The sequence below is a fragment of the Rhizobium sp. IBUN genome, assembly GCF_000510625.1.
In the GTDB taxonomy this organism is placed as follows: Bacteria; Pseudomonadota; Alphaproteobacteria; order Rhizobiales; family Rhizobiaceae; genus Rhizobium; species Rhizobium altiplani.
Window position 1 is genome coordinate 1 of sequence record NZ_AZNV01000008.1, and the last position, 20,923, is coordinate 20,923.

At 60.1% G+C, this 20,923-nt stretch carries 20 protein-coding genes; 6 read left to right on the forward strand and 14 right to left on the reverse strand.

Annotated elements, in window-relative coordinates; translation table 11 throughout:
- The 12 genes from RHIBUN_RS33240 to RHIBUN_RS0109710 form a co-directional block, all read right to left on the reverse strand.
- The coding region (locus tag RHIBUN_RS33240; RefSeq protein WP_037215489.1) for a reverse transcriptase domain-containing protein at positions 1-238 on the reverse strand (238 nt) is incomplete at its 3' end.
- 202 nt (positions 239-440) lie between these two features.
- Positions 441-932, reverse strand: coding sequence for a F0F1 ATP synthase subunit B (locus tag RHIBUN_RS0109660; protein WP_025659419.1), 492 nt, complete (start codon positions 930-932; stop codon positions 441-443).
- A 3-nt stretch (positions 933-935) separates the two neighbouring features.
- Entirely contained in the window at positions 936-1,574 is a 639-nt protein-coding gene (locus RHIBUN_RS0109665; RefSeq protein ID WP_025659420.1) for a F0F1 ATP synthase subunit B, read from the reverse strand.
- A gap of 78 nt (positions 1,575-1,652) precedes the next feature.
- The gene (locus tag RHIBUN_RS0109670; protein WP_003588243.1) at positions 1,653-1,880 is read right to left on the reverse strand and encodes a F0F1 ATP synthase subunit C; all 228 of its coding nucleotides are present in this window, start codon (positions 1,878-1,880) and stop codon (positions 1,653-1,655) included.
- A gap of 73 nt (positions 1,881-1,953) precedes the next feature.
- Positions 1,954-2,706, reverse strand: coding sequence for a F0F1 ATP synthase subunit A (locus RHIBUN_RS0109675; RefSeq protein WP_018859316.1), 753 nt, complete (start codon positions 2,704-2,706; stop codon positions 1,954-1,956).
- A gap of 73 nt (positions 2,707-2,779) precedes the next feature.
- Positions 2,780-3,124, reverse strand: a complete 345-nt coding sequence (locus RHIBUN_RS0109680; protein ID WP_025659421.1) for an AtpZ/AtpI family protein — start codon at positions 3,122-3,124, stop codon at positions 2,780-2,782.
- A 282-nt stretch (positions 3,125-3,406) separates the two neighbouring features.
- Positions 3,407-4,585, reverse strand: a complete 1,179-nt coding sequence (locus RHIBUN_RS0109685; RefSeq protein ID WP_025659422.1) for a cell wall hydrolase — start codon at positions 4,583-4,585, stop codon at positions 3,407-3,409.
- A gap of 177 nt (positions 4,586-4,762) precedes the next feature.
- The gene (locus RHIBUN_RS0109690) at positions 4,763-6,661 is read right to left on the reverse strand and encodes a potassium transporter Kup (RefSeq protein ID WP_025659423.1); all 1,899 of its coding nucleotides are present in this window, start codon (positions 6,659-6,661) and stop codon (positions 4,763-4,765) included.
- Positions 6,662-6,679: 18 nt separating this feature from the next.
- Complete coding sequence (locus RHIBUN_RS0109695; RefSeq protein ID WP_025659424.1) at positions 6,680-7,654, reverse strand: magnesium transporter CorA family protein; 975 nt, start codon at positions 7,652-7,654, stop codon at positions 6,680-6,682.
- Positions 7,655-8,055: 401 nt separating this feature from the next.
- Positions 8,056-9,210, reverse strand: coding sequence for an iron-sulfur cluster carrier protein ApbC (gene apbC / locus RHIBUN_RS0109700; RefSeq protein ID WP_025659425.1), 1,155 nt, complete (start codon positions 9,208-9,210; stop codon positions 8,056-8,058).
- A gap of 517 nt (positions 9,211-9,727) precedes the next feature.
- Entirely contained in the window at positions 9,728-10,459 is a 732-nt protein-coding gene (locus tag RHIBUN_RS0109705) for a LuxR family transcriptional regulator (RefSeq protein ID WP_025659426.1), read from the reverse strand.
- Between the two features lie 190 nt (positions 10,460-10,649).
- On the reverse strand, positions 10,650-11,444 hold the full coding sequence (locus RHIBUN_RS0109710; protein WP_025659427.1) for an IclR family transcriptional regulator: 795 nt from the start codon (positions 11,442-11,444) through the stop codon (positions 10,650-10,652).
- 103 nt (positions 11,445-11,547) lie between these two features.
- Between RHIBUN_RS0109710 and RHIBUN_RS0109715 the strand changes: the two genes are divergently transcribed.
- From RHIBUN_RS0109715 to RHIBUN_RS0109735, 5 genes are all read left to right on the forward strand, one after another.
- The gene (locus tag RHIBUN_RS0109715) at positions 11,548-12,318 is read left to right on the forward strand and encodes an SDR family oxidoreductase (RefSeq protein WP_018856942.1); all 771 of its coding nucleotides are present in this window, start codon (positions 11,548-11,550) and stop codon (positions 12,316-12,318) included.
- A complete protein-coding gene (locus RHIBUN_RS0109720) occupies positions 12,318-13,235 on the forward strand; it encodes a 2-dehydro-3-deoxygalactonokinase (protein WP_025659428.1) in 918 nt (305 codons plus the stop codon). Before RHIBUN_RS0109715 ends, RHIBUN_RS0109720 begins: the two co-directional genes overlap by 1 nt.
- A gap of 15 nt (positions 13,236-13,250) precedes the next feature.
- The gene (locus RHIBUN_RS0109725) at positions 13,251-13,883 is read left to right on the forward strand and encodes a 2-dehydro-3-deoxy-6-phosphogalactonate aldolase (protein WP_018856940.1); all 633 of its coding nucleotides are present in this window, start codon (positions 13,251-13,253) and stop codon (positions 13,881-13,883) included.
- A 5-nt stretch (positions 13,884-13,888) separates the two neighbouring features.
- Positions 13,889-14,776 (forward strand): SMP-30/gluconolactonase/LRE family protein, encoded by an 888-nt coding sequence (locus RHIBUN_RS0109730; RefSeq protein ID WP_025659429.1) that lies wholly within the window; start codon positions 13,889-13,891, stop codon positions 14,774-14,776.
- Positions 14,777-15,006: 230 nt separating this feature from the next.
- On the forward strand, positions 15,007-15,615 hold the full coding sequence (locus RHIBUN_RS0109735; protein ID WP_025659430.1) for a PRC-barrel domain-containing protein: 609 nt from the start codon (positions 15,007-15,009) through the stop codon (positions 15,613-15,615).
- Positions 15,616-15,673: 58 nt separating this feature from the next.
- Here the strand turns inward: RHIBUN_RS0109735 and RHIBUN_RS0109740 are convergent, their stop codons facing one another.
- Both RHIBUN_RS0109740 and RHIBUN_RS0109745 read right to left on the reverse strand, forming a co-directional pair.
- Entirely contained in the window at positions 15,674-17,032 is a 1,359-nt protein-coding gene (locus tag RHIBUN_RS0109740) for an EAL domain-containing protein (RefSeq protein WP_025659431.1), read from the reverse strand.
- Positions 17,033-17,155: 123 nt separating this feature from the next.
- Complete coding sequence (locus RHIBUN_RS0109745) at positions 17,156-18,877, reverse strand: response regulator (protein WP_025659432.1); 1,722 nt, start codon at positions 18,875-18,877, stop codon at positions 17,156-17,158.
- Between the two features lie 176 nt (positions 18,878-19,053).
- Between RHIBUN_RS0109745 and mutL the strand changes: the two genes are divergently transcribed.
- Positions 19,054-20,868 carry a DNA mismatch repair endonuclease MutL gene (gene mutL, locus RHIBUN_RS0109750; RefSeq protein ID WP_025659433.1) on the forward strand — a complete coding sequence of 605 codons (1,815 nt, stop codon included), beginning with the start codon at positions 19,054-19,056 and terminating at the stop codon, positions 20,866-20,868.
- The last annotated feature ends 55 nt before the right edge of the window (positions 20,869-20,923 follow it).

A 20,923-nucleotide genomic window follows, 5' to 3' on the forward strand; every position in this document is an offset into this window, starting at 1 on the left:
GGTCGAAGAATTTCTCCAGGTCAACGTCCACGACAACCCGCCGTCCGGACTGCACGAACGATTGCGCCGCCAGGACGGCATCGTGTGCACTCCTTCCAGGACGGAAGCCGTAGCTGTGCTGACTAAAAGTCGGATCAAGAATAGGCTGGAGGACTTGCAGGAGCGCCTGTTGGATCAGACCGTCCAGCACCCTGGGGATGCCAAGCTCGCGCTCGCCGCCCCCTGGCTTCGGGATCATCACATATCCGGTTCTTGTCCATCGGCCCGCAGGTTCGATCCACGCTTCCTCCCCACGGTTGGTCACCCTTCCGCAGTTGCGCTTCACTTCGCTCGCTGTGACCAGCTTACGGTGGGACTTCCACCCACAAGAATGCGCCCATGCTGCGCGCACAACAAAAAAGCCCGGCATCAGCCGGGCTCTTAAGAACTTGGCGCTCAGCTTAGTTGAGGCGGCTCTTGACCTGACCGACCGCGTCGCTGAAGAGTTCGGACCGAACCTTCGTGTCGGCCTTCTTTGCCAGAACATTTTCGGCAGCAGCGATTGCCAGATCGACGGCAGCGGAACGCACCGCCTTCATCGCATCGACTTCCGCCTGCTTGATCTTCTGCTCGGAAACCGCCGTGCGGTTTGCGACGAATTCTTCCGTCTTCTTCTTGGCTTCGGCGGTCAGCATTTCGGCCTCGCGCTCGGCTGCAGCAACGATGTGTGCAGCTTCAGCTTCGGCTTCCTTACGCTTGCGCTGATATTCGGCCAGCAGGTGCTGGGCTTCTTCGCGCAGGCGCTTGGCTTCCGAGAGCTCGTTGCGGATCTGATCGGCGCGGTCGTCCAGCGACTTGGCCATCATGCCCGGAACCTTGAGGTAAACAACCAGCGCCAGGAACAGGACAAGGCCGACAAATGCGAAGAATGTCGCGTCGAATGCAAATTCCATCGATCAAGCCCCCTTCTTGATATCAGCGACTGCGGCGGCAACATCTGCCTTTGCCGAGGTGCCAATCAGCTGCTCTACGACAGCCGTTGCTGTTTCTTCGGCGATGGTGCCGACGTCAGCGAATGCCTTCGCCTTAATGTCTGCGATGCGACCTTCGGCAGCCTTGAGCTTTTCGGCCAGACCTGCTTCCACGGCCTTGCGGTCGGCTTCCGCCTTCAGCTTGGCAGCGTCGCGGGCGGCTGTGCCGATCGCGTTCGACTTGGCGCGCGCGGCGGCCAATTCGGCTTCGTAAGCGGCAACATCGGCGTCCGCTTCCGCCTTCAGGCGGCCTGCCTCATCGAGGTCCTGCGAGATGCGGTTGTGACGCTGCTCGAGGATATTGCCGATGCGCGGCGCGATGACCTTTTGCATGAGCACGAAGAAGACGACAAACGTAATTGCCAGCCAAAGCAGCTGCGAAGCGTAGGTCGTCGAATCGAAAGGCGGAAACACGCCGCCACCATGATGCTCGGCTGGTACGCCGGTCTCGGTGTGGACATCGCCTGCTGCCGGGGCGGCATGCGTGTCTCTACCGGTTGCTGCACCAGTTTCTGCGGTTCCCGCCGGGGCCTCTTCGGCGTAAGCCGGGGTCACAAAAAACATGCTCACCTCCAGGTGTACTGCAAATGCAAAGGATCACGGCATGCGGACTGCAGGCCGTGATCCTTCAATGCGCCTGTATTAAACGGCGAAGAGCAGGAGGAGAGCGACGAGCAGCGAGAAGATGCCCAGAGCTTCCGTAACGGCGAAGCCGAAAACCAGACGGCCGAACTGGCTGTCAGCAGCAGACGGGTTGCGCAGAGCGCCGGACAGGTAGCTGCCGAAGATGTTGCCGAGGCCGAGAGCCGTACCGGCCATACCAAAGCAAGCCAGACCTGCACCGATGAACTTTGCTGCTTCCGCTTCCATGTTGAACTCCTTTGAAATGGTTGTGTTGCGGCGAAATTGACTGACGCCCGAGGGACGTCAATGTCGGTATCCCTTAGTGGCCACCCGGATGGATCGCGTCATTGAGGTACATGCATGTCAGCACCGCAAAGACGTAAGCCTGGAGGAAGGCGACGAGGAACTCGAGACCGGTCAGGGCGACCGTCATAATCAGGGGAAGAACGGCTCCACCAACACCGACCGCACCCAGCGCTCCAAGCGAGGCAACGAAGCCTGCGAACACCTTCAGGGTGATGTGACCAGCCAGCATATTGGCGAAAAGACGAACAGAGAGCGAAATCGGGCGGGACAGGAAGGAAATGATTTCGATCGACACAACAAGGGGCAGAAGAATGCCAGGAACGCCTTGCGGGACAAAAACATTCAGGAAGTGGAAGCCGTGCTTATAAAAGCCGTAGACGAGAACCGTGCCGATAACGAGCAGCGCTAGCGCGAAGGTGACGATGATCTGGCTGGTGACCGTAAAGAAGTACGGGAACATGCCGAGCAGGTTTGCCGTCAACACGAACATGAAGAGCGAGAAGACCAATGGGAAAAACTTCATCCCCTTGGATCCGGCGCCTTCCTTCAGCATGTTGGCGATGAATTCGTAGGACATCTCCGCAACCGACTGTGAGCGGCCCGGCACGATCGCCCGGTTGGACGTCGAGAAATACAGGAAGCCGGCGGCAACGGCAGCGGACGCCACCATGAAGAGCGATGCATTCGTAAACGAGAAATCAATTCCGCCGACTTCGATCGGCACAATCTTCTGGATCAGGAACTGATGGGTCGGATCGTTAGACACCGCTTGTTCTCTCTATCTTTAGCCCGCGCGAGACGGGATTATTGCACTGGATCGAACGCCGGAGCGCCCTGCCCTATTTTCCACCATTCTGGCGCTCGGTAGGATCCGGTTTTGCAACCTTCCCCGCAGCGCGCAGAACGTTCAATACGCCGGCACAAAACCCAAGAAGAAGAAGAACGATCAATCCCCAAGGCGCCGTGCCGACAAAACGGTCGAGGAGATAGCCAAGAACGGCGCCTACGACGATAGCGGAGATGAACTCGCTCGAAAGCTTCATCGCCTGGGCATAACCTTTGCGGCTTGCCTCGGCGCTGGCTTCGATAGCCTCTTCCTTCCCCGCTTCTACGCGCTTGGTTGCGAGTTTCGCTTCCAATTGCGCACGGCGCTTCTCAAGACTTTCCTCGCGGTCTTCCGCCATGGTGCTCTCCTCCGCCAGCCGCTGTCCGCGATCCCGCTACCCCGGTTTTCCGGACAACGACCCCAAGGTTTGAGAACCTTTCGGCCCGTTTTGAAGTCGCGCGCAACATAGTTTTAGCAAAAAGCATAGTCAAGGCGTGAGCGGTGGATGTCCAGCCATAAAATAAGCGATAAAAAACATGGGCTTAGGCCGATCTTGGCGCACTTATCCAAAATCGACCGAAAGAATCCGCTTTCCTGTGCTGCCAAGAGACGCAAAATCGCGTCAGGATTGGCTTTTTCCTCAGCTCCAACCGCCGCCATAGGTGCGATAGAAGACGTGCAGGCCGATGCGGCCGACCTTTTCCATGGTCTTTGCCCATTTCGGACGAACGTAGACGGCATGGTAGTGCGTGGCGGAGCCAACCTGCGGGAGCCAGATCTTGCCGGCGGTGACCGCCATCGCGACTTCGCGGGCGATTCTCCAGTGATACTGCGAGTTCACCCGGTCCCTGATGTTGTCGCAGGCAAAGGAGAACTGGCATCGGTTGCGCCAATCCTCGTTCTGGTAGACGACGCCGCAGATCGTCTTCGGGTAGGCCGGATTGCGGACGCGATTGAGAATGACCTGCGCGACGGCGGCCTGCCCCTTCACCGTTTCGCCACGCGCTTCGAAATAGATTCCGGATGCCAGGCACTGCTGCTCGGCCGCCGAAAACACCGAGGGCGCCAAGATGCTTGCGGCCCAGGCGTGATCCCGCGGGCCGATCTGCGGCACGAAGCGGCCGTCGTCGGCCTTGTCGGTGAGAATCGAATCGAACGGCGACTGACGGGAGTAGTCGGGAGCGCTCGGCGCATAGGCCGTCGCCAGCACGTCAGCCTTTGCGTTGGTCACGAGACCAGCCAGCATGGGCGAGACGCCGCGGTCCGGCTTGGGCGGTTCCTTCGTATAGAAATTGGTCGCGATCTGGATTTCCTTGCCCTTGATCTTCGGCTTCACGAAGGCGGATTTGTCCTTCAGGTCGAAGGTGGGCTGAAAGAGCAGGCGCGTTCGCTGGAGAATGGACCCGGCGGAAAAGTCCTTCGGCGGCTGCACCGTTTCGACAGCAACGACGCGGCCTTTCTTGGCCGGGCGATTGACGCGGTCCTCGTCCGACGTCGCCTCGTGTCCCTTGTCCTTCACCATGAATGCGACCTTGCGGCCGTCGGGCAAAACCATGCCGGCCCCGGCAGCAATCGTGCCCGTGACTACGGGATCGGCAAAGGTCAGCTCAGCCTGATGGATCGAACCTGCCGGCGAATTGGTTAGAACCATGCGCCAGTTTTCCCTACCCTGGTCGAGGCCGGCAAGCAGAGCCGCGAGGTCGGCATGCGACGCCATCGTCGGTGACATCAGCCACCCGCAAACGCCGAAGAGCGCGGGTGAACTCCAATTTTGAAGCAAGAGGCGCAGCTTGCCACGGGAAGGGCTATTTCGACGCAACGCGAGACTCCGGCATGAGACGCATGAACATGCCGTTGAAAATGTCTCATTAACCTTGATGCTTGGTTAATGCCGAGGCCCTCCGGAGACGAAAGATTAGCGCGAGGGAAAATAAAAAAGTCCGGCGGATCGCCGGCCCGGCGGATCGCCGGGCTTTTCAGAAGCGCATTTGCTCTTCTAGATAATGACGTGCGAGCCGAGTTCCACCACGCGGTTTGCCGGCAGGCGGAAATAGTCCGACGGATTGGCCGCGGCATTGGCAAGCGCGATGTAAAGACGGTCCTGCCAATAAGGCATGCCGGACTTCGCATCGGGAACGAGCTTGCGGCGGCCGAGGTAGAATGAGGTCGACATGATGTCGAACTTCAGGCCGGTCTTGCGCAACGTCGCCAAGGCCTGCGAGACGTTCTGCGACTCCATGAAGCCGAACATGAGCTCGACGCGCGAAAACCGCTCCGAGATCTGCTCGACCTTGTAGCGATCGGCGCTCGCAACGCGCGGCTTGTTGATGGTGCGGATCGTGAGGATCACGTTCTTGTCGTGCAGAACGTGATTGTGCTTCAGATTGTGCAGCAAGGCCGCGGGCGCCGATTCCGGATCGCTCGTCAGGAAGATCGCGGTACCGGGTACCTGGGCGGGCGAATGATCGCTCTTGCGCTCGATCGAGCTGACAAAAGAGGCGAGCGGGATATCGGTGTGGCGCGTCTTCTCCATCAGGAGGGCCGTGCCGCGACGCCAGGTCCACATGAGGATCGTAAAGGCGGTCGCCATCAGGATCGGAATGTAACCGCCGTCGTGGATCTTCAGCAGGTTTGCACCCAAGAAGATCATTTCCAGGCAGAGCAGCGGGGCAAGCGCCAACGTGGCGACCGGAATCGACCAGTTCCATCGCGCGCGCACAAACTCGAAGGCCATGATCGAAGTGACGACCATCGCGCCCGTAACCGAGATGCCGTAGGCAATGGCCAGCGCGTCCGACGTCTTGAAGCTGATGACGAGGAAGATGACGCCGACGAACAGCAACGCATTAACGGAGGGCAAGAAGATCTGCCCGGTATTCGTCTCCGAGGTGAAGAGGATTTCCATGCGTGGCAGGAAGCCGAGGTTGATGCCCTGGCGGACGAGCGAGAAGGCACCGGTGATGACCGCCTGGCTGGCAATGATGGTGGCCGCGGTCGCGAGAATGACGGCCGGCAGCAGCGCCCATTGCGGAAAGGCCAGGAAGAACGGATCGGACACGGCCGCGGGATTGCCGAGCACCAGAGCGCCCTGCCCCAGATAGTTCAGTGTCAATGCCGGGAAAACCAGCACAAACCACGCCCACTGGATCGGCCGGCGACCAAAGTGCCCGAGATCGGCATAAAGCGCTTCGGCACCGGTCACGCTTAGGAAGACCGCGCCAAGCACGACCACGCCGTAGAACCCCTCATGCAGCAGGAAGCTAACGGCATAGTAAGGGTTGAAAGCGGCAAGGATGCCAAAGTCATCCGAGATGTGAGAAATGCCGGCGGCCGCCATCACGATGAACCAGAGCGCCATGATCGGCCCGAAAAAGCGGGCGACGGCCCCGGTCCCTCGAGACTGGACGACAAATAGCAGAGCCAGGATGAAGACCGAGATCGGTACGATGTAGCTCGTCAGAGTTGGAGCCACGAGCTTCAGACCTTCGACAGCCGATAGCACCGAGAGAGCCGGCGTGATCATCGCGTCGCCGAGGAACAGCGCCGCGCCCACCAGGCCAAGCAACATCAGCAGCGCGGTATGTCCATTTGCCGTCTTCATCAGCAACGCCAGCAGGGAAAGCGTGCCGCCTTCGCCTTCGTTGTCCGCACGCAGCAGGAAGAGCACGTACTTGATGGTGACGATAATGGTCAGGGTCCAGATCATCAGCGAGATGAGGCTGATCACCTCGAAGCGGGTGAGGCCGTCGACCATGACGGGCTTCAGGGCTTCGCGGAACGCGTACAGCGGGCTGGTACCGATATCGCCGTAGACGACGCCGATGGAGCCGAGCGCAAGGTAGGCCAGCTTGCGCGGCTTCATGTGTCGTTCGTGTGTATGGCTACCTTCGTGCATGAAATGAAAACAGGCTCTTCAGAGCCAGCCTTTCCATCGGAAAAAGAAGAAGGGAATGACGGCGGACAGCACCATTAGCCCAATCGAAAACGGATATCCGTGGGCATAGTGCAGTTCCGGCATAAACTCGAAATTCATACCGTAGATGGAGGCGACCAGCGTCGGCGGCAAGAACACCACGGACGCGATCGAAAATATCTTGATGATCGAGTTCTGCTCGATGTTGATCAGGCCGAGCGAGGCGTCGAGCAGGAACGTGATGTTGCCGGCGATGAAGGAGGCATGCTCGTTGAGCGACTGGATGTCGCGCGAGACCGTTTTGCACAATTCCTTGGTGTCGCGATCCTGCTGAACTGCTGGGATGGTGAAGAAAAAGGTCATGAGGCGGGACAACGAGGCGAGGCTGTCCCTGACCTTGCTCACGATGCGATGATGGCCCGCAATGTCCCGGAGCTTCTCTTCCAGATAGTTCGACGGCTTGCGCACCTTCCTGGCGCGATCGCCGAAGACATGCGTCGACAGGATGTCGATGCGGGCAACGGACTGCTCCAGTATCTCGGCAGTGCGATCGATGATCGTTTCGAAAAGCTTTGCCAGCAATGCGGCACCGCTGCGCCATTGCTGCGGCACGCGGTGGAGCGCGGCAATGAAGAGCGCAAAGGATTTGGGCTGCGCGTAGCGGATCGTGACCAACCGCTTGCCCGCGAGGATGAATGCCACGTCGGTCAGCGTCGGTGCATCTGTCTCGGCTTTCCAGACGAGGGAAGCGGTCATGAAGACGGCATCGTTTTCGACGTAGAGACGGGCTGACGGCTCGATGTCCTTGAGATCGTCTCGCGTCGGAACCTCGATGCCGAGAGCTTTCTCAACAAAAAGCTCCTCTTCGCGCGAAGGCTCGATCAGGTCGATCCACATCACATCGTCGCGTAACGTACCTCGCGACAGGTCGCCAACGTCAACCGACTTGCAATTGGAACAGTAGGCCGTGATCACCGGTTGGGCCTCTGGCAATCAGGGCTTGTTGCGCGCATCGCTGTTTTCATCGAAAGCCCTTCCACGGCACGCCGCCTGCGAGAGCGCGCGGGATGCAAGTTCCCGATCTTAATGAAAGCGATTGAAGAAAGTTCATACGACTCCTGGCACATCCGGCAACCGCCAGGATATGCAACGTGCTCAACCGCATCGCAGTCACCAATCCTTCGACCAAGATAACTCCGACCATGCAGCTGACCGCCCCGGCGGGGTGGCCATCATCGAGCATTCGCAAAAAACCGCCTCATGGCGACGGCGCGCCATATGACGGAAAGCTGCGAAAGAATCAAGACATCTTACGCTTACTGCGCCGTTTCACCACATTTCCTCCGCAATTGGGAGTCTAGCGGCAGCGAAGCATTTCACTCGAAAACAATCTCCGGTGCGGCCCGCTGCGGCTGCCCGCCGAGCTGCTGCCAGACCTTGGTCGCGATGTCGCGATAGATGCCGGCAACAATGCCGTTCGGCTCCGTCGCGACAAGCGGCGTGCCGGCGTCGGACGTCTCACGAATGTTCATCGTCAGCGGTACTTCACCGAGGAAAGGAACGCCGATGCGCTCGGCTTCCTTGCGAGCCCCGCCATGACCAAAGATATCGTAGCGGGTACCGGTATCGGGCGCGATGAAATAGCTCATGTTCTCGACGATGCCGAGCACGGGGACCTCGACCTTCTTGAACATGTTCAAGCCCTTGCGGGCATCGACGAGGGCGAGATCCTGCGGCGTCGAAACGATGACGGCGCCCGCCAGCGGTACCTGCTGCGCCATCGTCAACTGCGCATCGCCGGTGCCGGGCGGCATATCAACGACAAGCACGTCCAGTTCGCCCCAGGCCACCTCACGCAGCATTTGCATCAATGCCGATTGCACCATGGGGCCACGCCAGATCATGGCGGTCTCCTCATCGACGAGGAAGCCCATCGACATGACCTTGAGCCCGTAATTCTCCATCGGGTTGATGATGCGCCCATCGATTTGGGTGGGGCGGCCGGAAATCTTCAGCAGCCGCGGCATCGAGGGGCCGTAGATATCGGCGTCGAGAATGCCGACACGCAAGCCATTTGCCTGGAGGCCGAGCGCAAGATTGACGGCCGTCGTGGACTTTCCAACGCCCCCCTTGCCGGAGGCGACGGCGATGATCGCGCCAATACCGGGAACGCCGAGCTTGCCGGCGCGCGGCTGCTGTTGCGGGGCGTGCGCAGGGCCATGATGGTCATGCCCGGCCCGCGGCTGCGGGCGCGAGACCGGCGCCGAGCCGGAACCGGCCTTCTTGTCTGCCGTCAGCGCAACCAGCGCTCCCTTGACGCCCGGCATTTCCTTGATGACCCGTTCGGCAGCCAGACGAAGCGGCTCGAGCTCCTTAGCCTGATCGGCCGGAACGGTGATGGAAAAATAGACTTTGCCGTCGGAAATGAAGACATCAGACACCATACCGAGCTCGACGATATCATGCTCGAGATCGGGGCCGCGTACGGTCTTCAGCGTTTCGAGAACCTGTTCCTTGGTGACGCCCGTCATTCCATCCTCACTGCCTATGTTTGGCATTCTAGATAGAGGAGCGCCGCCTCTTCGCCAAACAAAATCGGCGATCGGGACCGCATTTGAGGAGGCGAGGCTCACCGGAAGGCCACTATGTCCACCAAGTCCGCCGGGCTTTCGCCCTGATGGTCACAACAGCCTTCCAGGATAGCGAGCTAAGCCTTGCGAACTAGAGCAAGCGTCACAAAAGGCCAGCGAAAAATGTCCATGGGAAGAGCAAGCGTGAGGGATGCCGTCGGCGGCGTGTTCTAAAGGCAACAACCGCCGCCGACGCCCTACGCCCGAGGTCGGGCCTGTGGCATCGGCTGGCGGTATGCAGGCCGCGCCGTTTGTCCGGCGTCGTGCCAGGTCCCCTCTGGACCGCTGAATGTAAGCAAGCAGAAAACATGCCAATTGGCAAACCGCCAGCAATGCCGGCGCGGCATGGCGCCGGGGTCGTCGGAATTGGCGAGAAATTGGGCGCGAATGATTGGCAAGCCCACAATTTGCGCAACCCTTACTTTATGAGACCGATCCGCAGCGCCTTGGCGACTGCCTGCGTCCGGTTTGCCGTATCCAGCTTTCTTGTCGCGCGGTTCAGGTAGTGGTTCACCGTATGCTCGGACAGGGTGAGGATTTCGGCAATCTCCACACTGGTCTTGCCAGCCGCGGTCCAGTTCAGACAATCGATCTCCCGATCGGTCAAGGTATCGGTGACGCAGTTGTCATGGTTGCGGATCTCCGCCAACCGGTCGAAGACGTGGATGGAGATATAGTGGAGTTCGCGCATTTCTTCTGCGGTGAATGCCTCGCGATCGCCTGAGAATGAAATGGCGCCACGACCGCCTGAGGGCTCGTGGGTTGGAAAATAGGCGCAACGCATCATGCGAAAGCGTTCGAAAAGTGCCTTGACGATGCCCGCCTTCCCGTCGGGGCGATCCAGTTTCGCTTGCGACACGTCATTGAAGAAGGGCGTTGTCGAAGTCCGAAGCCGCTTCATGACCGGGCTATTGGCCACAAGCCCCTCGTGGTCGTAGGCAGCCAGAAGTTCCACCGGCCAGCTCGAGATGACCGTGCTGCTCTGCAGGTCCCGTGCTGTCACGGAAGGAAGATTGAAAACCATAAAGGCCCGCGCCCGATAGGCTTCCGTTACCTTCTTCATGAAGCGGAAAATATCGAACTGCGTTTTCAGTCCGGCGATCTCGCTAACGTGTACGTCCACGGAAGATCCTGGCTGCGATGAAGTCATTTACTTGTTCAACTCAAAAAAAGATGGAAGCCTGATGGGCGGCGACGCCTCCGCGCCGTCCCTAGTTTGTATCGCCGGTGACGATCTACCAGCACATACACCCCAAGACGGGGGATTGACGAGCATCAATTGTGACGATTCGTCAGAAAATCTCAATATTGTGCTTTAGGCCAAGCCGGCCGTCAGCAGTTCAGCGACGCGGACCAAGCCCGATGCGCATCGCCTCCATGATCCGTTCAGCCGACTGCTGGATCGGAGCCGCCCATTCCGAAAGCTTTTCCATCGTGAGCCTGTAAGCCGGACCAGTCACGGAAACGCCGCCAACAAGCGACTGAGTTTCCGACCAGATCGGCGCAGCAATACAGCGAATCCCGACCTCGTGCTCCTCACGGTCGAAGGCATGGCCCTGTTTCCGTATCTGCTCGATCTCAGCAAGAAGTGACTCGGCCGTATGGGTGTTTGCCGTGAACCGATGGAAGGAGAGGTCCGCCACCAAGGCCTTGACCCGCTCTCTGGGCAGGATGGAAAGGGCCGCCTTGCCGACGCCGGTGCAATAGACCGGTGAGGCGTTACCAATCTGCGAATACATTCTGACGGGCTGCTGCCCTTCGAACTTGTCGAGGTAGATGATCGAGGTGTCGCGCAGCACGCCGAGATGGACCGTTTCACCAGTCAAATTCTGGAGAGCCTTAAGATGCGGCTCCGCAACCAGACGAAACTCGTTGCGCGCCCAACTGCGAGACGCGAAGTCCAAAAGCCGTAAGCCCGGCGAGTATCTGCCCTCCGCATCGATCTCGAGTAGGCCCTCCTCCACGAGATGGCTGAGTTGGCGGTGGACCGTACCACGCGGCTGATCGGCAACTGCCAGTATATCCGTGAAGCGCATGGGACCGTCGGCGTGGGTCACCAGGTCGAGAAGGACCATCAGCTTGCCGAGGGTGCCCGTGTCGCGCCTCTCGGGCGCACTCCCTTTTGCCGCACTCATTGTTGCCCCAAACGCCTTGACAGAAATGCCAGGGTAGTCGGATAATTCCACATAGTCAAATTAAGTTCTAAATAATAGAACAACCGAAAGCCGGGAGGAAATAGTGACGGGTATTGTTGCGCAGTTTCCGGAATTCAGGGACCGCACGGTCCTGATCACGGGAGGCGGATCAGGCATCGGGGCAGCGATTGTCGAAGGCTTCGCCCGACAAGGCGCCAAGGTTTCCTTCATCGACATCGCGGAAACAGAAAGCCATGACCTCGTCGCGAGGCTGTCGCGCGACACCTTGCATCCCGTTCGCTTTCATAAGGCCGACCTTCGCGATGTCGCCGCCATCCGCAGGACAGTCGACGAGGTTGTCGCTCACTCCGGTCCGATCAGCGTGCTCGTCAACAATGCCGCCCGCGACGACCGACACGATTTCGAAACGGTGACCGAGGAATATTGGGACAACAACCAGGCGACCAACCTGCGGCACGTCTTCTTCACCACGCAAGCCGTCGCGCCCTCGATGCGTGCCGCTGGCGGCGGCGCGGTGATCAACATGTCGTCGATCGCCTTTCTCCTCAACATGCCCGAATTCCCGGCCTACACGACCGCGAAGGCCGGCGTGATCGGGCTGACGAAAAGCCTGGCCGGCAAGCTCGGACCGGATAACATCCGCGTCAATTGCATTCTGCCCGGCATGATCGTCACGGATCGCCAGATGAAGCTTTGGCTGACCGAGGACGGCATTGCGCAAACGGTGCAGCGCCAATGCATCAAGAAGGTTCTGCACGCCGATGCGATCGTCGGTCCGTGCCTGTTTCTGGCGTCTAGCTGCGCGGCGGCGATGAGCGCACAATCTCTTATTGTCGATGGAGGCATTTTCTGATGGCGGATCCCGCTTATGTCGCGGTGGATTGGGGAACGAGCAGTTTTCGGCTCTGGCTGATCGGCAAGGATGACAGCGTCCTGGCCGAAAGCCGTGGCAATGAAGGTATGACGACGGCAGCGAAGACCGGATTTGCCGAGGTTCTCGCCTCGCACTTGGGCAAGGTAAATCCGCCGGAAAATCTTCCGGTCATCATCTGCGGCATGGCAGGTGCGAAACAGGGATGGGTCGAAGCGGGCTATGTCGATGTCCCGGCATCGCTATCCTCGATCCTGACCGGCGCCGTATCCGTCCCCGGCCAGACCCGGGACGTCCGCATCCTGCCCGGACTTGCACAGAGGGATCCGGCGCGGCCAGATGTCATGCGCGGCGAGGAAACACAGCTCCTCGGTGCGCTTGGTCCGCAAAGCACTGGGTCGCAGGCGGTCTGCATGCCCGGAACGCATTCGAAATGGGTGCATGTCAAGAATGGTCGTGTCACCGGTTTCTCCAGCTTCATGACCGGCGAACTTTTCGACGCGATCTCCAAGCACACGATCCTGTCGCATGCAATCGCCGGTGCCGATCAGAGCCCGGCGGACGAGGCAGCCTTCGAGAGCGCCGTAAAAACGGCCTATGACCGACCCGCGATGGCGACCAACCTCTTCTTTACCGCGCGCTCGGGCCAGTTGCTGCATGGTCTGACCGCTGCGGCTGCGCAGGCGAAGATATCCGGGACCCTGATCGGCCTGGAAATCGCGGGCGCGATGTCAGATGCGGGGACGGGCGTCGACGTCACTCTCGTCGCCGCCGGCCGGCTGCAGGGCCTTTATGAAGCGGCCTTCAAGGCATTATCTTTATCCTACAACACCATTGATGCTGACACGGCCGTCCGTGGCGGCCTTGCTGCCGCCGCCAAAACTATTTGGCCGAACTGAGAAAGTACCAAAGCGATGAACCGCATCCCCTTTCCTACGATGAAGCGTCCACTGATTGCCATTCTACGTGGCATCAAGCCTGAAGAAACCGAAGGCGTGGTCGGCGCACTGATCGAAAACGGTCTGACCGCCATCGAAATCCCGCTGAACTCGCCCGAGCCGTTCAAGTCGATCGAGATTGCCGCAAAGATGGCGCCGGCCGATTGCCTCATCGGGGCCGGGACCGTGCTGACGACCGAGGCCGTCGACAGCCTCCATTCGGCAGGCGGCAAGCTGCTGGTCACGCCGAACGTCGAGCCCGAGGTCATTATTCTCGCCCGCAACTACGGTATGGTGACGATGCCGGGCGTCTTCACGCCGACGGAGGCATTGGCGGCTGCCCGCGCCGGCGCAACGGGGTTGAAGTTTTTCCCCGCCAGCGTTCTCGGACCGTCGGGCATCACCGCTATCCGCGCAATTCTGCCGCCGGAGCTCGTGATTGCGGCCGTTGGTGGTGTTTCGGACAAGAATTTCTCCGATTACACCAAGGCTGGCATAAATGCCTTCGGCCTCGGCACCAGCCTCTACAAGCCGGGAATGACCGCCGCAGAGGTTGCCGAGCGTGCCAAGGCGACCATTTACGCCTATGACGCAGCCGTAGGAGCTTAAGGCATATGACGGAAATTCATGAGTTCGCGGGCAGGACACTCTGCAGCACCAACTCCGTGCTTGGTGAGGGGCCGACCTACGATCCGGACACCAACACGGTCTGGTGGTTCAATATTCTTGGCAAGGAGTTGCACGAGCTGAACCTTTCGACGGAAGAGAAGAAGGTGCATGCGCTGCCGATGATGGCGAGCGTGCTCGCCCGGGTCGATCCTGACCGGCAGCTGCTTGCGACCGAACAAGGCCTTTTCATTCGCGATATCAAGAGCGGCAATCTGACCTTCTATGCAGCTCTTGAAAGCGACAAACCGGAAAACCGCTCGAACGACGGCCGCACCCACCCCTCCGGCTCGCTCTGGATCGGCACGATGAGCAAGCGGGCGGAAAGCCGTGCAGGCGCCATCTACCATGTCGCCGGCGGTCGCGTAACCAAGATATTCGATGGCATCAGCATCCCGAATTCGATCTGCTTCTCGCCGGATGGAACGATGGGCTACTTCACCGATACACGCATCAGCCGGCTGATGCGTGTGATGGTCGATCCGCAGACCGGTCTCCCGACAGGCGAGCCGATCGTGCTTGTGGACACGATGGATGAGCCGGGTGGCATCGACGGCTCGGTGGTGGATGCCGACGGATACATCTGGAATGCCCGTTGGGGTGCCGGTACCGTCGATCGCTACAGCCCTGATGGACTGCGCATTGCACGCTACAAGGTGCCGGCGTCACAGCCGTCATGCCCTGCCTTCATCGGGACAAACGGTGACCGCCTTGCCGTCACCACGGCGTGGGAGGGGCTCGATGAGCATGCCCGCTCGATGCAACCGCAGGCGGGTTCCCTGCTCGAACTGGATGTTACGGTGAAGGGCGTTTTCGACCCGGTTTACGTGATGTGAAGAACCATAATCAGGCTTCCCGGGGCGCCATTTGGCGCCCTTTTTTTGTCGACCGAACCCCGCGTGGCCATACATCGTGAGCTAAAAGGTCCGTGGAATTAGCAATTTTTGCGCGATTTTTTTCGGGAACCAATTGAAATCCCGTTCATTTCAATAGGGAACCGGCCGCAAACGCCGAGCATGGCGGGAGCGGGCTAAAGATCCCTCAGGAACGCAAAGGTAGGTTCAAAATGACAAGCAAACTCCTGAAGACTGTTGCCGCTAGCGCGCTGTTTGCCACGGCTTTTGCACCGGCGACATTCTCACAGACTCAGCCGGCAACACCAGGCGCTCCGGCAACACAGGCCGCGCCGGCCGACCCGGCAGCTCCGCCGAAGGTCCCGGACGCCACAGCACCGATGGACAACGCCGCTCAGGCTCCGGCGCCGGCCGCAACGGCTGACACCGCGCAGGCGAGTGGTGGATATCTAACGGAGCAGGCCGCCGATCAGATCAGTGCCAACACCTATATTGGCCGGTCGGTCTACACCGGCCAGAACGAGAGCATCGGTGAGGTCAACGACCTGATCATGAAGAAGGACGGCGGCCTGGTCGCAGCGATCATCGGCGTCGGCGGCTTCCTTGGAATCGGCGAAAAGGATGTTGCCGTTCCGATGGATAAGATCACCGTCGCTCAGAACACGCAGGACGGCACAGTGAAGCTGACCACGTCCGAGACCGCAGAAACGCTGAAGGCGGCTCCGCAGTTCAAGACGCTTCAGATGATTGCAGCCGAGAGGGCCCCTGCGCCTGGCGGTACAACGGATACCACCGCCACGGGTTCAACGACGAACAAGTAAGATACTGCGCAGTGAGTACCGCGTAACCGGTGGCGTCCGAAAGGGCGCCATCGGAGTTTCAGGCGCTGACGCGATCAGACGTGTCGTAGTAGTTCTCGTGCAAGAACCGGAGCGTGGCAATGCTGTCAGCGGGCTTGCCGAAATGGTAGCCCTGCCCCATACCGCAGCCGAGCGAACGCAGCTTGACGGCTTCCAGATAGTCCTCGATCCCTTCGGCGACCACTTCCAGGTCGAGCCCCTCGCACATGGTTAGGATCGCCTTGATGATGTGCTCCGAGGCGCGATCGGAATTGATGCGCGACACGAAGGCGCGATCGATCTTGATCTTGTCGAACATAAAGTCGCGGAGGCGGCCGAGGCTCGATTGACCCGTCCCGAAGTCATCCAGCGAGATGCGCACGCCGGCCTGACGGAGATCGGCAATGATCCGGTTTGCCGTGTCGGCCGAGCCCATCACCGCAGTCTCGGTGATTTCGAGTTCGAGCCGGTGCGGATCGAAGCCGACACGACCGAGGATCGACAGGATGCTGCTGCTCGTCCCCGGATCCATCAACTGCGCCGAGGAGAGATTGAAGGAGAGGAAAAGTTCGCGCGGCCAGGAAAGGGCAGCCTCGGCCGCCTTGCGCAGGAGCGCCTCGGACAGCGCATCAATGAAGCCGCGCTCCTCCGCCAGCGGGACGAAAACGCCCGGTGACACAAAGCCCAGATCAGGATCGTTCCATCGCGCCAGAGCTTCAAAGCCCACGACCTGGTTATTGGAAAGTGCGACGATCGGCTGGAAATGCACGTCGATCACATCGGAAATGATGGCATTGCGCAGCGCCTGTTCCAATTGCGTCGCGCGCTTCATTTCCTGGGCGATCTCGCGGGAATAGACGGTGATCTGGCCACGGCCGCGGCGTTTTGAACGGTAGAGCGCGGTTTCGGCGCTTTTCAGCAGTTCGTCGAATTCCTCGCCCGCGAAGGGATAGATCGAAAAGCCGAAGGATGCCGACAGCCGCACATTGCGGTCGCCGAGATCGTACGGCGCCGACAGGACTTCGCGTATCATCTGGCCGAACTTCTCGGCGCTGGCCCGCTCGAACACCAGCGGCAGGACAAAGGCAAATTCATCGCCGTCATGACGCGTCACGAGAGCACCGTCGGGAATGCAGGCCTTCAATCGATGGGCGACCTGGCAGAGAATTTCGTCTCCCGCCGATGAGCCGAAAAGATCGTTGATCGGCTTGAAGGAATCGAGATTGGCGATGCCGATCGTAAATGGTGCTGGATCGCTCGCGCGTTCGGCTGAGATCTGGGCAATCCGGTCGCGCATGCGGTAGCGGTTGCCGAGCCCGGTCAGTGGGTCGGTATAGGCCATTGTCTGAAGTTCATTCTGACTTACGGGCACCAGAGGCATTTCAGCCGACATCATCATTCAGACCCAGACTGCACCAACGGCAGGAAGGATGGCGGGCAAGTCTTAAGAATTCGATAGTGGATCGGTCACGTTGGAACCGTGTTTTGTCCCAAGATTTAGGGAGTTGACGAGCTTTGTTCGTCACATGCTGGCCTGTCTGATGTCCTGGGCAAGGTACTGTTGAAAGATCCCTTGAAGAATATCTGGGCTTACCGGCTTCATAATTACGTCGTCCATTCCAGCCTTTGCGCACTCAGCTCGATCGCGCTCGAAGGCTTGCGTCAGAACACCGATGATCGGCGTTCTTGTACTGCCGCCTTCCTCTGTCTGGCGGATCAGCCGCGCCGCTTCGAAACCGTTGAAGCCTGGCAGAGAGATATCCATCAGGATGATTTTCGGCTGGTGCTCTGTCCAGAGGCGAACGGCTTCATCGCCGCTTGGGGCGATCATGTAACGGTAGCCGAGGCCTTCGAGAATCTGCGAGAAAACGATTTGGTTGATGTCGTTATCTTCGGCAACGAGCACGTCGAGCGTGTTCGCCTCCTCCACGGCAGTGATTTCCCAGTCGGTGTCAATGCCTTCGGCCATCTGGCCGCGGTTGCTGCGGTTGAAATGACGGGCGATCTGGAAGGTGAGCTCATTGGCGAGCTGGAAGCCGTCCATCGCCAGTGCCGGGATGCCGTATTGCTCGGCGAGCTCGAGGCAGCGCATGCCGAGCTGGTTGTCGATCACGAGCAGGTCGAGCGCGATGCCGGAAGAGCTCGCGATTTCCAGGAAATGTTCCTCCTCGTCCTCGCCGCGAACCGAACAGGCCTCGAAACCGTATTTGGCGAGGGTCCGCAGGGCCGCGCCTTCTGCCACGACATCCGATGTCACGACGAGGATCTTGCGACCGGAGAAGTTCTCCGGGACGATCGCCTCCATTGCCGCCGGCTCGCGCCGTTCGCCGTTTCCGCTCATCGGAACATAGGCGCGCCGATAGGAATTCTTGCTTGACGTCGTGACCGTCGATGCGAACCGGAACTCTTCTAGATCGTCGCCGTCGCGCGGCAGATCCTGCATGGTCGAGACAAGAAAATAGCGCCCCGGCTTGCCGATCCGGTGCTTGCGCGTGACGATGTCGCGTTCGACGCCGTCGCGGGAGACCTGCCGCTGGCGGGAAATCGACATTTCGCCCGTCTCCAGAACATGACGGTCGCTTTCCTCGAAACGCTGGGCGACATCCTCGGAGAACAGGTCGCTGCTCTTGCGGCCAAGCACTTCATCGACCGTCGTCTGATACTTGTCGCAGAAGGCGATGTTGACGGCGACGTAATTCAGATTTCGGTCCTTGACGAAGAGTGGGAACGGCAGGTTGTCGAGGATATCCTCCGTGAGCTGCACACGCTCGAGATCGGAGCGCCACTGTTCCTCGCGCTTCTTGTTCTCGGAAATGTCCTGGATGACGCAGACGCCGTAGCCGCTCGCAAGGCGCCGCTTGCCAAACCTGATCCACCGATCCGCACCATGCCGCTCGACGGCCTCGAAGCGCTCGCGCCAGTGCGAGGCGATCTTCTGGGACAGCCAATCCTCACGGCTCATCGCACCTTGGTTGCTGGCCGACTGCGTGCGGATGCCGGTGTCGTAGATGGCGCCCAGGAAGTCACGCAACCGCCTCCCCGGCTTCAGCATCGCCGCCGATATCGGAAAGAAATCGAGAACCTGGCGGCTCGCAAAGACCATGTGGTCGGTCTTGTCATAGACGATGAATGCGGCGCCCAAGCTCTCGCATACCGCGTCAAACAGCACCGTCTGCAGGCTTGATTCAGCCGGCATTTCGCTGCTTACAGATGATGTGTCCGCTTGTTCGAAGCCGGCACTCATTCCTACGCGTCCCACATCTGTCCGATTTAAACCCAGTCCTCGGAATAAGTCGCAAAATGGCACCTTTGTCTTAAGGCGCGCTTAATATTAAGCAGCCGGAATTAGGGCGCGCAGAACGGAAAGGCGGTGGCGCTTTCGCCCTTCCCTCGGACCCGCGAATCCAAGAGAATAGGCGCATGGCCATCAGACAGCTTTCAGAGACCCTCATCAATCAAATCGCCGCCGGTGAAGTCATCGAGCGGCCCGCGAGCGCCGCTAAGGAGTTGATCGAAAACGCCCTCGACGCAGGCGCGACGCGCATTGAGGTTGCGACGTCGGGCGGCGGCAAGAGCCTGCTGCGGGTTTCGGACAACGGCTCTGGCATGGATGTTGCGGATCTGGAGCTTGCCGTACGACGCCACTGCACCTCGAAGATCTCAGATACGCTGGACGATATCCGCACGCTGGGTTTTCGCGGCGAAGCGCTGCCATCGATTGGCTCGGTAGCCAGGCTCAGCATTTCGAGCCGCCGCCGGGACAGCGCAGGCGGCAACGAAATCGCCGTCGAGGGCGGAAGAATTACACATCTTCGCCCCTCACCCGGCAATCCGGGCACGATCGTCGAAGTTCGCGATCTCTTCTTCGCGACGCCGGCCCGCCTGAAATTCCTCAAGACGGAAAAGGCCGAGGCCGCGGCGATCACCGAGGTCGTCAAGCGCATGGCGATTGCCTTCCCCGGGGTGCGCTTCGTGCTCTCGGGGACTGATCGAACGACGCTGGAGTTGCCGGCGACGGGTGACGATCATCTGGCGCGGATGGCGCAGATCCTTGGCAAGGATTTTCGCGACAATGCGATCGAGATCGATGCGGAGCGGGAGGGCATATCGCTGACAGGCTTTACCGGCGTGCCGACCTTCAATCGCGGAAACTCGGCCCACCAATATGCCTTCGTCAACGGACGTCCGGTGCAGGACAAGCTGATCCTGTCGGCGATCCGCGGCGCCTATGCCGAGACCATCCCAGCCGGGCGTTATCCGGTCGCAGTACTGTCGATCAGGCTCGATCCGGCTCTTGTCGACGTCAACGTACACCCGGCCAAATCGGATGTGCGCTTCCGCGACCCGCAACTGGTGCGCGGCCTGATCGTCGGCGCCGTGCGCGAGGCGCTGGCGCGTGACGGCAGCCGGACGGCCACAACGGGTGCAGACGGCATGCTGCGCTCCTTCCGGCCCGGTTTCCAGCCTGGCGCCCAACGGCCCCAACAGCCTTGGTCGGCGGCGACCTCGCCATCGCTTCCATTCCACAAGGCTGCAAACGGCAGCTTCAGCGAACGGCCGCAGGCCTCCTTCGACGGCCTTGCGACGCCGACGGCCCGCAGCGACATCGCCCCTACCCCAAGAATGCCGATTGCGCCGGAAGAGCCGCCACAGCGCTATCCGCTGGGTGCCGCCCGGGCGCAGATTCACGAAAATTATATCGTGGCGCAGACGGATGATGGCCTCGTAATCGTCGATCAGCACGCCGCGCATGAGCGCCTGGTATTCGAGGCGATGCGCAAGGCGCTGCATTCGAAACGGCTCGCCTCGCAGGTGCTCCTCATCCCCGAAATCGTCGATCTGCCGGAAGAGGATTGCGATCGGCTTATGCAGTTTGCCACCGAGCTTGGCGAGCTGGGGCTGGCCATCGAGCGCTTCGGCCCCGGCGCGATCGCCGTGCGTGAGACACCTGCCATGCTGGGAGAGGTGGACGCCACGGGACTTATCCGTCAGCTGGCGGACGAGATCGCCGAATGGGATACCGCCTCCGGCCTGTCGGCCAAGCTGGAATATGTTGCAGCGACCATGGCCTGCCACGGATCCGTGCGTTCGGGCCGACGGCTGCGACCCGAAGAAATGAACGCCCTTCTCCGTCAAATGGAAGTTACTCCCGGCTCAGGGCAGTGCAACCACGGACGACCGACCTATATCGAGCTCAAGCTCTCGGATATTGAGCGGTTGTTCGGCCGTAGCTGAAAAAGCTGGAAAAGGCCGCTGCGGCGCGTTATGGCAGGGGGATGACAGCCTGCAA

Excerpts from the sequence above, each read along its gene's own strand:
- RHIBUN_RS0109660 (WP_025659419.1), bottom strand. The coding sequence starts at position 932 with ATGGAATTTGCATTCGACGCGACATTCTTCGCATTTGTCGGCCTTGTC.
- RHIBUN_RS0109665 (WP_025659420.1), bottom strand. The coding sequence starts at position 1,574 with ATGTTTTTTGTGACCCCGGCTTACGCCGAAGAGGCCCCGGCGGGAACC.
- RHIBUN_RS0109670 (WP_003588243.1), bottom strand. The coding sequence starts at position 1,880 with ATGGAAGCGGAAGCAGCAAAGTTCATCGGTGCAGGTCTGGCTTGCTTT.
- RHIBUN_RS0109680 (WP_025659421.1), bottom strand. The coding sequence starts at position 3,124 with ATGGCGGAAGACCGCGAGGAAAGTCTTGAGAAGCGCCGTGCGCAATTG.
- RHIBUN_RS0109690 (WP_025659423.1), bottom strand. The coding sequence starts at position 6,661 with ATGCACGAAGGTAGCCATACACACGAACGACACATGAAGCCGCGCAAG.
- apbC (WP_025659425.1), bottom strand. The coding sequence starts at position 9,210 with ATGACGGGCGTCACCAAGGAACAGGTTCTCGAAACGCTGAAGACCGTA.
- RHIBUN_RS0109705 (WP_025659426.1), bottom strand. The coding sequence starts at position 10,459 with ATGACTTCATCGCAGCCAGGATCTTCCGTGGACGTACACGTTAGCGAG.
- RHIBUN_RS0109710 (WP_025659427.1), bottom strand. The coding sequence starts at position 11,444 with ATGAGTGCGGCAAAAGGGAGTGCGCCCGAGAGGCGCGACACGGGCACC.
- RHIBUN_RS0109720 (WP_025659428.1), top strand. The coding sequence starts at position 12,318 with ATGGCGGATCCCGCTTATGTCGCGGTGGATTGGGGAACGAGCAGTTTT.
- RHIBUN_RS0109725 (WP_018856940.1), top strand. The coding sequence starts at position 13,251 with ATGAACCGCATCCCCTTTCCTACGATGAAGCGTCCACTGATTGCCATT.
- RHIBUN_RS0109730 (WP_025659429.1), top strand. The coding sequence starts at position 13,889 with ATGACGGAAATTCATGAGTTCGCGGGCAGGACACTCTGCAGCACCAAC.
- RHIBUN_RS0109735 (WP_025659430.1), top strand. The coding sequence starts at position 15,007 with ATGACAAGCAAACTCCTGAAGACTGTTGCCGCTAGCGCGCTGTTTGCC.
- RHIBUN_RS0109740 (WP_025659431.1), bottom strand. The coding sequence starts at position 17,032 with ATGATGATGTCGGCTGAAATGCCTCTGGTGCCCGTAAGTCAGAATGAA.
- RHIBUN_RS0109745 (WP_025659432.1), bottom strand. The coding sequence starts at position 18,877 with ATGAGTGCCGGCTTCGAACAAGCGGACACATCATCTGTAAGCAGCGAA.
- mutL (WP_025659433.1), top strand. The coding sequence starts at position 19,054 with ATGGCCATCAGACAGCTTTCAGAGACCCTCATCAATCAAATCGCCGCC.